This window comes from Mucilaginibacter aureus (genome assembly GCF_053514885.1).
The window spans coordinates 5,277,658-5,290,494 of the sequence record NZ_CP170601.1 but is presented as its reverse complement, the minus strand read 5'-3'; the positions used below and the strand labels follow the sequence as shown (position 1 = coordinate 5,290,494).

Annotated in this window: 13 protein-coding genes; 5 read left to right on the top strand and 8 right to left on the bottom strand. The window is 44.0% G+C overall.

The genetic code is table 11. The features are described 5' to 3' along the window. Positions 1-4 precede the first annotated feature (4 nt). The 4 genes from ftsA to ACFGVR_RS22800 all read left to right on the top strand — a co-directional run bounded on the left by ftsA (position 5) and on the right by ACFGVR_RS22800 (position 5,042). Positions 5-1,336, top strand: a complete 1,332-nt coding sequence (gene ftsA, locus ACFGVR_RS22815; protein WP_448699996.1) for a cell division protein FtsA — start codon at positions 5-7, stop codon at positions 1,334-1,336. A 128-nt stretch (positions 1,337-1,464) separates the two neighbouring features. Further along, positions 1,465-3,072 (top strand): cell division protein FtsZ, encoded by a 1,608-nt coding sequence (gene ftsZ / locus ACFGVR_RS22810; RefSeq protein ID WP_448699995.1) that lies wholly within the window; start codon positions 1,465-1,467, stop codon positions 3,070-3,072. A gap of 146 nt (positions 3,073-3,218) precedes the next feature. Next, the gene (locus tag ACFGVR_RS22805; protein ID WP_448699994.1) at positions 3,219-4,460 is read left to right on the top strand and encodes an aminotransferase class I/II-fold pyridoxal phosphate-dependent enzyme; all 1,242 of its coding nucleotides are present in this window, start codon (positions 3,219-3,221) and stop codon (positions 4,458-4,460) included. 405 nt (positions 4,461-4,865) lie between these two features. Beyond that, on the top strand, positions 4,866-5,042 hold the full coding sequence (locus ACFGVR_RS22800) for a histone H1 (protein WP_448699993.1): 177 nt from the start codon (positions 4,866-4,868) through the stop codon (positions 5,040-5,042). 60 nt (positions 5,043-5,102) lie between these two features. Here the strand turns inward: ACFGVR_RS22800 and dapA are convergent, their stop codons facing one another. Together dapA and ligA are read right to left on the bottom strand one after the other, a co-directional pair. After that, a complete protein-coding gene (dapA, locus tag ACFGVR_RS22795) occupies positions 5,103-5,981 on the bottom strand; it encodes a 4-hydroxy-tetrahydrodipicolinate synthase (protein ID WP_448699992.1) in 879 nt (292 codons plus the stop codon). 140 nt (positions 5,982-6,121) lie between these two features. Further along, on the bottom strand, positions 6,122-8,137 hold the full coding sequence (gene ligA / locus ACFGVR_RS22790; protein WP_448699991.1) for an NAD-dependent DNA ligase LigA: 2,016 nt from the start codon (positions 8,135-8,137) through the stop codon (positions 6,122-6,124). Between the two features lie 362 nt (positions 8,138-8,499). On the opposite strand from ligA, the gene ACFGVR_RS22785 reads away from it, so the two are divergent. Beyond that, positions 8,500-9,159: a hypothetical protein gene (locus ACFGVR_RS22785; RefSeq protein WP_448699990.1), complete on the top strand. Its 660-nt coding sequence runs from the start codon at positions 8,500-8,502 to the stop codon at positions 9,157-9,159. 179 nt (positions 9,160-9,338) lie between these two features. On the opposite strand, the gene ACFGVR_RS22780 is transcribed toward ACFGVR_RS22785, so the two are convergent. The 6 genes from ACFGVR_RS22780 to sucC form a co-directional block, all read right to left on the bottom strand. Then, on the bottom strand, positions 9,339-10,139 hold the full coding sequence (locus ACFGVR_RS22780) for an alpha/beta hydrolase (protein ID WP_448699989.1): 801 nt from the start codon (positions 10,137-10,139) through the stop codon (positions 9,339-9,341). Between the two features lie 54 nt (positions 10,140-10,193). Continuing rightward, on the bottom strand, positions 10,194-10,340 hold the full coding sequence (locus tag ACFGVR_RS22775) for a hypothetical protein (RefSeq protein WP_448699988.1): 147 nt from the start codon (positions 10,338-10,340) through the stop codon (positions 10,194-10,196). Then, positions 10,337-10,465, bottom strand: coding sequence for a hypothetical protein (locus tag ACFGVR_RS22770; protein WP_448699987.1), 129 nt, complete (start codon positions 10,463-10,465; stop codon positions 10,337-10,339). The genes ACFGVR_RS22775 and ACFGVR_RS22770 overlap by 4 nt, the downstream gene beginning before the upstream one ends. A gap of 16 nt (positions 10,466-10,481) precedes the next feature. After that, the gene (locus ACFGVR_RS22765; protein WP_448699986.1) at positions 10,482-11,048 is read right to left on the bottom strand and encodes a hypothetical protein; all 567 of its coding nucleotides are present in this window, start codon (positions 11,046-11,048) and stop codon (positions 10,482-10,484) included. 102 nt (positions 11,049-11,150) lie between these two features. After that, positions 11,151-11,507 carry a DUF4180 domain-containing protein gene (locus ACFGVR_RS22760; protein ID WP_448699985.1) on the bottom strand — a complete coding sequence of 119 codons (357 nt, stop codon included), beginning with the start codon at positions 11,505-11,507 and terminating at the stop codon, positions 11,151-11,153. A 90-nt stretch (positions 11,508-11,597) separates the two neighbouring features. Then, positions 11,598-12,791: an ADP-forming succinate--CoA ligase subunit beta gene (gene sucC, locus ACFGVR_RS22755; protein WP_448699984.1), complete on the bottom strand. Its 1,194-nt coding sequence runs from the start codon at positions 12,789-12,791 to the stop codon at positions 11,598-11,600. Between the last annotated feature and the right edge of the window lie 46 nt (positions 12,792-12,837).

Below are 12,837 nucleotides of genomic sequence, written 5' to 3'. Positions count from 1 at the left end.
GGAAATGAGTACAAACGAAAAAAGTTCACCTATTGTAGTCGGTTTAGACATCGGTACTACAAAAATTTGCGCCATTGTTGGTCGCCGTGGTAAAAACGGCAAGATCGAGGTATTGGGCATAGGTAAAGCGGAATCGGCAGGGGTTACCCGCGGTATGGTATCAAACATTGATAAAACCGTAACCGGCATTACCCAGGCAGTTGATATTGCCGGAACGCAATCGAACGTGGAGATAAAGGTAGTTAATGTGGGTATAGCCGGCCAGCATATCAAAAGCCTGCAGCACCGTGGTTTAATAACCCGCCGCGAACTGGGTACCGAAATATCCCGTAAGGATATTGATAAGCTGATCGAGGATATGTACAACCTGGTGATGCCTCCGGGCGAGGAGATCATTCATGTGTTGCCGCAGGAGTTTACCGTGGATAACGAACCGGGTATCAAAGACCCGATCGGTATGGCAGGTGTAAGGCTCGAAGCTAATTTCCATATCATTTCGGGCCAGGTAACTGCTATTAAAAATATTGTAAAATGCGTTAACAAAGGCGGCCTGGAAAGTCAGGACCTGATACTGGAGCCTCTGGCATCGTCAGAATCGGTATTGAGTGAAGAGGAAAAAGAAGCCGGTGTTGTTTTGGTTGATATAGGCGGTGGCACTACCGACGTGGCCATATTCCACGAAGGTATTATTCGTCACACTGCTGTTATCCCGTTTGGCGGTAACAGCATCACCGAGGATATCCGCGAGGGGTGTTCGGTAATGCGCAACATAGCCGAGCAATTAAAAACCCGTTTTGGTTCGGCTTTAGCCGAAGAGAACAAAGACAACGAGATTGTTTGTGTGCCGGGCTTGCGTGGCCGCGAACCGAAAGAGATCTCAATCAAAAACCTGGCGTTCGTTATCCAGGCGCGGATGGAAGAAATTGTAGAGCATGTTTATTACGAGATCAAATCATCGGGATATGAGAAAAAACTGATAGCGGGTATAGTAATAACCGGTGGTGGTGCACAGCTAAAACACCTGTCGCAGCTGGTTGAGTTTGTTACCGGTTTGGATTGCCGTGTGGGATATCCTAATGAGCACCTGGCCAAGAACGAAGTATTGCCGAAGAACGTTTACGAGGAACTGCAAAGCCCGACCTTTGCTACCGGTATAGGCTTGCTCATTAAAGGTATCCAGAAAATGGAAGACGTTGTTATGCCAACAAAAACTGAAGTAAAGACCGAAAAAACCAAGTTTACCGAAGAAAAACGCTTTGGTTTATTTGGTAAGATTTTAGAAACCGGAAAGAAATTTATTAAAGACGATATTAAAGACGAAGACTTTTTGAAGTGATTTTTCCACAATTAGCAACTTATCCACATTATACACAATTGTGGATAAACTGTGTTGAAAAAGTACTAATATTACATGAGGTAAAATGTTTTTGTTCGTCGATCACATATAGCTGAAAAACAAGGATTATGCAGTTTGAGATGTTAAAAGAAAAGTCGTCCATCATCAAAGTTATTGGTGTTGGAGGCGGTGGTGGCAATGCTGTTAACCACATGTACAAGCAGGGGATCACAGGTGTTGACTTCATTATCTGTAATACAGATGCCCAGGCTTTAGAGTTGAGCCCTATACCAAACAAGGTACAGTTAGGCGCAAGTTTAACCGAAGGTATGGGGGCAGGCTCTATCCCTGAAGTTGGCAAAAACTCGGCTATCGAAAATATCGACGATATTAAACAAATGCTTGGCGCTAATACTAAAATGTTATTTATTACAGCTGGTATGGGTGGTGGTACCGGTACTGGTGCAAGCCCTATTATAGCCAAAGCCGCCCGCGAACTGGATATACTAACGGTAGGTATTATTACTACACCTTTCTCTTTCGAGGGCAAGCGTCGTAAAATGCAGGCCGAAGAAGGTTTGGAAGAATTTAAAAAACATGTCGACTCTTTCCTGGTGATCTCAAACGACAGGTTAAGAGAGATATTTGGAAACTTAACCCTCGGTTCGGCCTTTGCTCAAGCTGATAATATTTTGACCACTGCCGCTAAAGGCATTGCAGAGATCATTACATTGCCTGGCTATATCAACGTTGACTTTAAGGATGTGCGTACTGTAATGAAAGACAGTGGTGTAGCCATCATGGGCAGCTGTGCTGCCGAAGGCGACGGTCGTGCCCTGAAAGCTGTTGAAGGCGCGTTGTTATCACCGCTATTGAAAGATAACGAGATCGAAGGTGCACGTTACATCTTATTGAACATTACATCGGGTGTTACCGAGGTAACTATGGATGAGGTGAGCATTATTACCGACTTTATCCAGCAGGAAGCCGGTTTATCTGCCGATCTGATCTGGGGTAACTGCCGCGACGAATCTTTGGGCGAGCAAATATCGGTAACCATTATTGCTACCGGTTTCCAAACCAAAGACGAGCGCGAAAAAGAGCAAAGCGCCAAGAAAGTAATTTCTATGCTGGTGCCCGAAAATAAACCTTTGGTAAAACCGGTTAATGAGTTTATCAATACGGTATCAGTTAAGAAAGAAGACTTTGCTACCGAGCCTTATATGAAAGGTCAGAAAGAAGAGCAGGCGCAAGCAGGTTTGTTCGATCTGTTTGCCGCTAAACCAGAGGAGCCGGCGGTGATCAAATATTCGTTCGAAGAACCTGAGCAAACAACTGAAGAAGAAGAGGTTTCTGAAATGCCGGAAATGACCTTCAAGCTAAGCGAAGAAACCGAAATTGAATTTAACATGCCGGTTGCTGAGCAGGTGCAACCTGAGCCGGAACCCGAGCCAATTGTTGGTGCCGATGACCATAAAACCGATGAGTCGATAGAAGATCAGCTGCGTAAATCGCGCGAGCGTATCATGCGTTTGAAAGATCTGAGCATGAAACTGCGTAACGGTGGCATCCAGGAATTGGAGAACGTACCGGCTTATAAACGTAAAGAAATTGCTTTGCAGCAAACCCCTGCATCGTCTGAGAGCCAGGTATCAAAATTCTCGTTGCTCACCGATGATGAGGGCAAAACTGAAATAAGAAATAACAATTCGTTTTTACATGATAATGTAGACTAATGATTTTAAAACATTAAGCGTAGCCCTTTGTATTTATACAAGGGGCTTTTTCGTTATAAGCTATGATAAAAAGTAATAATGATTGTTTATCTTAGTGTTAAGCTTATCTTTGTAGTTAAATTTTAGTATCAAAAAACTCTGTTATCTTGGATTTATTTAAGAAAATTTCAAAGAACATGGGCCCCCTGGGGCAGCATCAAAAATGGTCGCATGGGTATTTTTCATTCCCGCGTTTAGAGGGCGAAATAGCACCACACATGCAGTTTATGGGTAAAGAACACTTGGTTTGGAGCCTTAACAATTACCTGGGCCTGGCTAACCACCCTGAAGTGCGCGAGGCCGATGCTAAAGGTGCTGCCGATTACGGTATGGCTTACCCGATGGGAGCCAGGATGATGTCGGGCAATACCAAATACCACGAGTCGTTAGAACAAAGCCTTGCTGATTTTGTGGGTAAAGAAAGCGGCTTTTTATTGAACTATGGTTACCAGGGTATGGTATCAATCATCGATACTTTGGTTGACCGTAATGATGTGATCGTGTATGATGCTGAATCGCACGCCTGTATAGTCGACGGTGTTCGCCTGCACATGGGCAAACGCTTTGTATACAAACACAACGATGTTGACAGCTGCGAAAAACAGTTGGAACGTGCTACCAAACTAACCGAAGAAACCGGTGGCGGTATTTTGGTGATCACCGAAGGCGTGTTTGGCATGTCGGGAGCGATGGGGAGGTTAAAAGAGATCATCAAATTAAAAGATAAATACAATTTCCGTTTATTGATAGACGATGCGCATGGTTTTGGTACCATGGGCAAAACCGGTGCCGGCACACACGAACATCAAAACTGTATTGATGGGGTAGATGTGTACTTTGGTACATTCGCCAAATCAATGGCGGGTATTGGCGCATTTGTTGCCTCAACCGAAGAGATCATCAATTACCTCCGTTACAACATGCGTTCGCAAACTTTTGCAAAGGCATTGCCTATGCCAATGGTGATAGGTTTACACAAGCGTTTTGAGTTGCTTAAATCACAACCGCAGCTTCGCAAAAAGCTATGGGAAATAGCCGATGCCTTGCAAACAGGCTTAAAAGAACGCGGTTTTGATACCGGTATAACCGAAACCATGGTAACCCCGGTATTTTTGCAGGGCGACCTTAACGAGGCTACTTTGCTAACGATGGACTTGCGTAAAAACTACAGTATATTTTGCTCTATTGTGATGTACCCGGTTATCCCGAAAGGTTTGATCCAACTGCGGTTGATCCCTACGGCAACTCATAGCCTCGAAGATGTACAAAGAACACTGGATGCCTTTACCGAGGTTGGCGAAAAACTAAAAGCAGGTTATTATAAAGAACAAAAACTGGAGATGGCCTAACACTGGTTTGTAACCTGATATAAATAAGCTGCTTAATTAATTTTTGAGCAGCTTTTTTTATTCTTTAAAATATATTGGGGTTATATATCAAATATATTGCGATTGTGTCAAAAATTAAGGCGAGCACTCAGAAACCTGATTTTTAGCCAAAAAATGTGATTTTTATAACATTTTGATAGTTATGCTTGCATTATGCTTATAATTAACCGCTTTTAATATCAGAGTGTTAAAAATTGAAATTTTGAAACATTTTATAACCCTGTGCATTATCTAAAAATGTGGAAAAAAACCCCTCTGATGGCGTTATTTAGTGCTTTAAATGTTTTTTTTTGCAGAAAAAACATTTTACTTTAGCAATAGTTTAAAACAATTTTAACCTCATTTATTAAAAAGGAGTAACTTACAATGAAAAAATTTACAGAAGTAAAAGAACTGATCGCAAGCTTAGAAGGTGATGCTGACAAATTCTACAACAAAGGTAACAGCGCTGCTGGCACACGTGTACGTAAAGGTATGCAAGATTTGAAAAACCTTGCTCAAGCTATCCGCCTTGAAGTACAAGACGCTAAAAACAAAGCATAAGCATCAAAGTAAGTTTACATGATGAATAAAAAGACCCGGCCTAAAGCCGGGTTTTTTTGTTTAAGAAAGCTTTTTGAGTTCGACTGTAATTTTATCGGCAGTTGCTTTGCTTACACCTACCAATGGCAGGCGAACAGTATCGCCGCAAATGCCTAATTGTTTTAATGCCTCTTTTGCGCCGGCAGGGTTGCCGTCTGCAAACATTAACCGGGTAAACTCTATCGCGCTGTAGTGTAATGGCTGTGCTGCTGCAAAATCGCCTTTAAGGCATAAGCGAACCATGTCCGACATTACTTTAGGTACAGCGTTGCCAATAACCGAGATCACCCCCGAGCAACCCATCGCCATCATTGGTAAAGTAACCGGGTCATCGCCCGATATCAGCTTAAAATCAGCCGGTTTATCGCGCATGATCTGGTTAAAAATATCAAAGTTGCCCGATGCTTCTTTAGTGGCTATGATGTTTTTAAAATCGTGCGCCAAACGCAAAGTAGTTTCGGCGCTGATAGTGCTGCCGGTACGGCTCGGTACGTTGTACAAGATCACCGGCAAGGGCGATTTTTCGGCTATGGCTTTATAGTGCTGGTAAATACCTTCCTGGGTTGGCTTGCTGTAATACGGACTAACCGATAAAATAGCCGAGTAACCGGTGGTATCAAATTCTTCAATGCATTTTAAAACCTCGTAGGTGTTATTGCCGCCAATGCCGGCAACCAAAGGCACACGGTTATTGTTAAATTCAACAGTACGTTTCCAAACCTGCTTCTTTTCATCCTTGTTTAAAGTAGCGCTTTCGCCGGTTGTGCCCAACGATACTACATACTCAACTCCGCCCCCGATAATGTGGTTAATTACCGCTTCGAGGCCAACAAAATCAACTTCTCCGCTTGTTTGAAAAGGAGTTATCACTGCAACTCCGGTTCCGTTAAATGTGCTCATTAATAATTTATAAGGGCGCTAAGATAGGAAAAATATGTGTTTAAACGATTTAAACCATGATTTGCCGCTGATTTTTTTATGATTAGTGTGATTTCGCTGATTGCTGAGCAAAATCAACGAAATCATTCAATCACGTCTAATCAACGGTCAAGCAGTGCGAGCAGCTCCTCATCACTAATGATCGGGATATTCAGCTTAGTGGCTTTTTCCAGTTTGCTCGGCCCCATATTGTCGCCAGCAACCAGGTAGTTCAGCTTAGCCGAAATACTGCTCAATATCTTACCACCATTCTGCTCTATCATATCCTTCAGTTCCTCGCGCGAGCGTTCAAAAGTACCCGAGATGATAAATGTTTTACCGGCCAGTTTATCGCTGGCAAGCACAACTTCTTTTTCTTCGCTTACAAATTGCAGGCCCGCCGAGCGCAGTTTTTCTATCTGCTCCACGTGTTTGGCATCGGCCCAGTACTCTACCAAACTTTCGGCAATGCGGGTGCCTATCTCGTCAACCGCGATCAGTTCCTCCAGCGAGGCTTTCATCAGGTTATCAATGTTTTTAAAATACGCCACCAGTTTTTTAGCGACGGTTTCGCCCACATAGCGGATGCCCAAACCAAACAACACCTTTTCAAATGGCATTTGTTTCGATTTCTCGATACCGTCAAGCATGTTGGTGATTGATTTTTCGCCAAACCTGTCCATTTGCTTCAATTCGGCATCATGATCTTTTAGCTCATATATATCGCTGATATGGTTGAGCAAACCCTTGCGGTGCAGCGTTTCGATCGTTTCATCACCCAGTCCATCAATATTCATCGCTTTACGGCCCACATAGTGCTGCATTTTGCCGACGATCTGCGGCGGGCAGCCTTCATCGTTAGGGCAATAGTGATTGGCTTCGCCTTCCTTGCGCACCAGTTCGGTGCCACATTCGGGGCAATGGGTAATATATTCAATGGCTTTGGTGTTTGGCTTTCGCTTTTGCGGATTAACGCTGATGATCTTCGGAATGATCTCGCCGCCTTTCTCAACGAAAACGCTGTCACCCTCGTGCAGGTCGAGCCGCAATATTTCGTTGGCATTGTGCAGCGACGCCCGTTTAACTGTCGTCCCGGCCAGCAATACCGGCTTCAAATTAGCCACCGGTGTAACCGACCCGGTGCGGCCAACCTGGTAGCTTACACTTTCCAGGATAGTTTCGGTTTGCTGTGCCTTGTATTTGTAGGCTATTGCCCAGCGCGGCGATTTGGCGGTAAAGCCCAGTTCCTGCTGCTGCGCGTAACTGTTTACTTTGAGTACGATGCCATCAATATCATAACTCAAGCCAAAACGGCCCTCTTCCCAAACGCCGATAAAGTCCATTACCTCGGTAATGTTTTTGCAAAGTTTGGTATGCTCGGACACATGGAAGCCCCAGCTTTTTACCGCGTTGATGCTTTCCCAATGAGTTTTAAATAGTTGTTTATCGGTATATAAAAAATACATAAAAGCATCCAACGGACGTTTCGCTACCTCACGCGAATCCTGTAGTTTGATGGTGCCCGAAGCAAAGTTTCGCGGGTTGGCGTAAGGCACTTCACCCTGTTCTATCCGTTCATCGTTTAAACGGTCGAAAGCTTTGCGGTGCATAAACACCTCGCCGCGTATCTCAAAATGCTCCGGATATCCCGCATCAGCGTCCAACTTTTTGGGGATGCTGTGAATGGTTTTAACATTGTTGGTTACATCGTCGCCTTCAACACCGTTACCCCGCGTAACAGCCCGTGTAAGCTTACCTTGTTCGTAAGTGACACTCATGGATAGCCCGTCGAACTTAAGCTCGCACACGTACTCAAAATCATCGCCAATGGCTTTGCGGATGCGCTGGTCAAAGTCGATCAGCTCCTGCTCGCTGTAGGTATTGCCCAGGCTCATCATCGGCCATTTGTGCTTTACCGTTTCAAACTCCTTGGTGATCTCGCCGCCAACCTGTTGCGTAGGCGAATCGGGCTCAGCAAACTCCGGGAATTGCTTTTCCAGTGCCGCCAGCTCTTCCAGCTTCATATCAAAATCATGATCGCTGATGGTTGGCATAGCTAACACATAATAATTGTAGTTATGCTGTTTAAGCTCGGCAGCTAAGGCCTGTATACGTTTTTGGGCTGGTGCGAACGACATGCAACGAAGATAAACAATGAATGTGCAGATGTGCAAGTTAGTAATAACAAACCTACAGTCATGCTGACTCGTTTCAGCACCCATCATACAGAGCGGCCTTGCAATTTCGTTTTTGAGTTTTGACTTTTGAATTTTAACTTTTATCAGGGCGTTGCCTGCGGCCCAGGCTGTACGCTCATACTGCACTGGCTTTAGCCACGGCCTGCCCTGAGCCCGCCGAAGGGCCGGTATCCGCTGCCATCCTTAACGCATCCAACGTTTTTTAATTCCTATTAAACTTTGGTTAATATCAACCGTCATAATAATATAAGTAAGCGATAATAATTAATGGTCTTATATCACGTTTAACAAAATATCAACCTATGAAAACCTTATCCAAATACATCCTGCTTTCGGCGGCTTTGCTTGCTCTAAGTTTTTCTGTTCGGGCACAAACGTTGTACGGCATCAACCTCCGTGTTTCTGATTATAAAGCCTCTATCCGTTCTATCGAGATCATGTGCGATAGTATCCTGTTGCGTATCGATACCAACGGCCGCATCAATGTTCGTTCGGTTGCCCACAATAATATCGAGTACTATACTAATTTTGATGGCGAATATCGCCAGGGCAAGCTTAAAACCCTGGGTAATGCCAGGCTCGATTATTACGATGGTTTTGCTAATGACAAAAATACCGGTAAACTCAAATCTATCGATAACATCACCATTACCTATTGCGATCAGTTTACCAGTTCGGATAAAAATATCGGCAAGGTAAAATCAATCGGCAACATCAATTTTACCTACAACGAAGCTTACAATGGCTTTGATAACATAGGTAAGCTGAGCGGTATCGGCGATATCCGGATCACTTATTACGACAGGTTTGATGGCGGTGATAACATCGGCAAATTAAAGTCTATCGGTAACACCAAACTCGTCTGGACAGATCGTTTCGATGGCCGCCAGAATATCGGCAAACTCAAATCGCTCAAAGGCGATACCCCGACTCTTAATATCATTACCACAGAACAGTTTTGATTTATTGAGTGAAAACGCCGGTAATAAATCAATCAGTCAATAATTCAGTCCTTCAATCATTGACCGCAGGGGGGAAATTGTAAGAAATTTTCGCACCATTTTACCTCGTACTTCCCGGAGTAAGCTTCGCGCTTAACCTTACAATATACAAAAAAGGTAGCGAATTTTCCAATAAAAGTCTATTTAGCTGCCTGGTGCGACAGAATAAAATCCACAATAGGCGCCGGATCTTTCAAACTATGTGGGTGATGGTCGCCGCCGGGTTTTACGATCACTTTGATCTCGCCGCCCAGTTCCTGATAGCGCTTCTCCACCACAAAAGTATTCTCTTCAACAGGCAGCAAGCTATCCGCGCCGCCGCATACAATAATCACCGGGATATGCGCCCTGGCCAGCGGCGCCAGGTTATCAACCGGGTTGAGTTTATAGGCCAGTGCCTCTTCTTCGGTAAAACCGTAAACTTTCAGCAGCTTCTGCCAGTCCTTAGCCGATCCCGGCCCGCGGCCCTTGCCACCCGGCCAGCTTTTAAAATCGCATACCGGCGCATCGCCATAAATAGTGGCTACCTTGTCGGGATGCAGCACGGCCCAGTTAAAGGCAAACAAGCCACCCCGACTAAAGCCCTCCAGTACGGTTTTTTTGTTGAGCTTATAGTTTTTAATAAGGTAAGCATAAAACTGATCCATCAAGCCCATAGCCATCGGGGCGCCGTACATATCCTGCATGTTCATATACACCAGGTAATAACCTTTGGTGAGCAAGGCGCTATCCGCATGCGGTTCGTTACCAAAAAACTCGGTACGCCATATCCAGGGCCTGCCCGGTGCCGGTGTTTGCGGACTAACCACTATGCACTTCCTTTCAGCAACTATAAAGTCGGTGCGTTTAAAGCCTTTCCAAAGCGTATCGGTTTGGGCGTATAATTGGTAAGATGTTGCCAGTACGGTTATAATAATTGCAAACAGGTTTTTAATCTTCATAGCTTCAAGATACTACAAAACTCAGGCAGAACATTATGTGCAGTAAGCAATTGATTAACCAAGATGCGCAAGTAAAACGGCTTTGCTGATACTGCCGATTGGTTCGCCTTTAACCTCCACAATAATATCATCGCCATGCTTCAGCAATTGCAACCGGCCGTTAAAAGCTCTGGCTTCATCAGCACTTAAAAACTCGCTCAACTGTTTGATGTTCTCTTTGCGGCAAACCAGTTCTCGCCGTTTTGGTACACGATAAGCCGCATGCGCCGGTTGGTTTTTGGCTCAATGGCGAAGGTATAGTTGGCTGATAATGAGAGATATAACATAGATAAGCATGATTTTTTATGCTAAGCTTTTAGCTTGTAATTCTTTAAAATGCTTAGCCAGGTTTTTGCACTTCCAATAGTTTATCCAACCTGATACAGGCGAAATAGAGCTACCCCGGATTAATGTAGCTCTATGAAAATATATATTATCGTTGCTTTCATCAAAAATAACTGTCAGTATCCTGCCATTACTCCATTTAGTTGGTACTACATCCCGAATGATATTTTTGCTATTGTAATTGTATGTTAAATCGTCATAAAAATGAGCAAGGGTTTTGCGGACGTCTTCTCTATTCTTCAACATTGTTTTAGTACCTTTAACTGCAACTAACTTATTAAGGAAAACAAAGCTGGCTATGAGCCAGGTGACGCTCAAAATTCCAATTGCGAGATATGGATAATTGTTGTCTCGAGAGTATTCTTCATATCCTACATACAACACTTCTATAGCCAGTAAAGAAAAAAGGCCGGTCAAGAGAACCCAGTCAATAACATACCAACCGCTAAACTTATAAACCAACCGTTGTTTTGCCAGGCTTTTATCATAGTCGACAAATGGGGCTAACTCTTCTTTAGTCATCATCTTAAAGATAACGGTTATATACGATATAAAAGAGCAGTAAAACAAAAATAGCGATAGGTTTCAAACCCATCGCTATCCGGATGTGCTCCGACAGACATCGTACTACCTCAACCTCTCAATCGCATCCTTTATCGAAGTCACAAAGCTTATCCTTCCGGTTTTATTGCTCTCATAAATAAAATCTTTAAGGCTTTTGCTGGTAAATTTGGAGAAGTCGCCGATTATGGCCAGGCGCGACCGGTATGTCGAAAATTTTTGTAATATATCCCCGGCAATACCATTGCTCAGATAAAAAAAATCAGCAACGAGGTTCTTATCATAAATGATAATCCTATCAGTACCATAGTAACCGCAATTGGCAATGATATCCAGAGCATCCTGCGCATCTTTAATCACGATGCCGTCCGATAATATTTCAGCAATGTCTGTTCCGTTGTCATTAAAAATCCTGATATCCATAACTAAATCTATACATACCTATATCCACAGACTATTCAACAAAAAAGGCAGATGATTCATCTGCCTTTTCGTAATGATATTTAAACTGGCTTACGCCGCAAATACTTCTCTTACCCTGTCAGCAGCTTCCTTCAACAAAATAGCCGATTTAACCTGCAGGCCGCTTTCGTCGATCAGTTTTTTGGCCTCAACAGCGTTGGTGCCTTGCAAACGTACGATGATCGGTACAGGGATGTTGCCGATTTCTTTGTACGCGTCGATAACACCTTGAGCAACACGGTCGCAACGAACGATACCACCGAAGATGTTGATCAGGATGGCTTTAACGTTAGGGTCCTGCAAGATGATGTTGAAGGCCGCTTTTACCGTTTGCGCGTTGGCAGTACCGCCTACGTCCAAAAAGTTAGCAGGCTCGCCACCGGCAATTTTAATAATGTCCATAGTAGCCATGGCCAAACCAGCACCGTTAACCATACAGCCTACGTTACCGTCAAGCTTCACATAGTTCAGGTTGCTTTTGCTGGCTTCCACTTCCATTGGGTCTTCTTCGGCAGTGTCGCGCAAAGCAGCATAATCCGGGTGGCGGAACAAGCCGTTATCATCCAGGTTAACTTTGGCGTCAACAGCTAAAATTTTATTATCGCTGGTTTTTAAAACCGGGTTGATCTCGAACATTGCCGAATCGGTAGCATCGTAAGCTTTGTACAACGCGGCAACAAATTTCACCATATCTTTAAAAGCATCGCCGCTAAGGCCCAGGTTAAAGGCAATTTTACGCGCCTGGAAACCTTGTAAACCAACTTTAGGGTCGATCTCTTCTTTAAATATCAGGTGCGGAGTGTGCTCGGCAACCTCTTCAATATCCATACCGCCTTCGGTGCTGTACATAATAATGTTGCGGCCCTTGGCACGGTCGAGCAATACGCTCATGTAAAATTCTTTGGTTTCGCTGGCGCCGGGGTAGTAAACATCCTGTGCAATTAAAACTTTGCTCACCAGTTTACCTTCGGGACCGGTTTGCGGGGTTACCAGGGTCATGCCTAAAATAGCACCGGCCTTTTCTTTAACCTCATCAATATTTTTGGCCAGTTTAACGCCACCGCCTTTACCGCGGCCACCGGCGTGTATTTGTGCTTTAACAACTACCCAGTCCGACCCAAAGTCTTCCTTTAATTTTTTTGCGGCGGCAACAGCCTCCTCAACGTTATCGGCTACAATGCCTTCCTGAATTCGTACACCAAAACTCTTTAGTATAGCTTTACCCTGGTATTCGTGAATATTCATTCCAATTGAATTTATTTGCGGTAAAGCTACAATTTCAGTCGTACTT

Coding starts and splice junctions, on each gene's coding strand:
- ACFGVR_RS22785 (WP_448699990.1), top strand. CDS start 8,500: ATGAAAACCTTATCCAAATACATCCTGCTTTCGGCGGCTTTGCTTGCT.
- ftsA (WP_448699996.1), top strand. CDS start 5: ATGAGTACAAACGAAAAAAGTTCACCTATTGTAGTCGGTTTAGACATC.
- ACFGVR_RS22770 (WP_448699987.1), bottom strand. CDS start 10,465: ATGTTATATCTCTCATTATCAGCCAACTATACCTTCGCCATTGAGCCA.
- ACFGVR_RS22780 (WP_448699989.1), bottom strand. CDS start 10,139: ATGAAGATTAAAAACCTGTTTGCAATTATTATAACCGTACTGGCAACA.
- ftsZ (WP_448699995.1), top strand. CDS start 1,465: ATGCAGTTTGAGATGTTAAAAGAAAAGTCGTCCATCATCAAAGTTATT.
- sucC (WP_448699984.1), bottom strand. CDS start 12,791: ATGAATATTCACGAATACCAGGGTAAAGCTATACTAAAGAGTTTTGGT.
- ACFGVR_RS22765 (WP_448699986.1), bottom strand. CDS start 11,048: ATGATGACTAAAGAAGAGTTAGCCCCATTTGTCGACTATGATAAAAGC.
- ACFGVR_RS22800 (WP_448699993.1), top strand. CDS start 4,866: ATGAAAAAATTTACAGAAGTAAAAGAACTGATCGCAAGCTTAGAAGGT.
- dapA (WP_448699992.1), bottom strand. CDS start 5,981: ATGAGCACATTTAACGGAACCGGAGTTGCAGTGATAACTCCTTTTCAA.
- ACFGVR_RS22760 (WP_448699985.1), bottom strand. CDS start 11,507: ATGGATATCAGGATTTTTAATGACAACGGAACAGACATTGCTGAAATA.
- ligA (WP_448699991.1), bottom strand. CDS start 8,137: ATGTCGTTCGCACCAGCCCAAAAACGTATACAGGCCTTAGCTGCCGAG.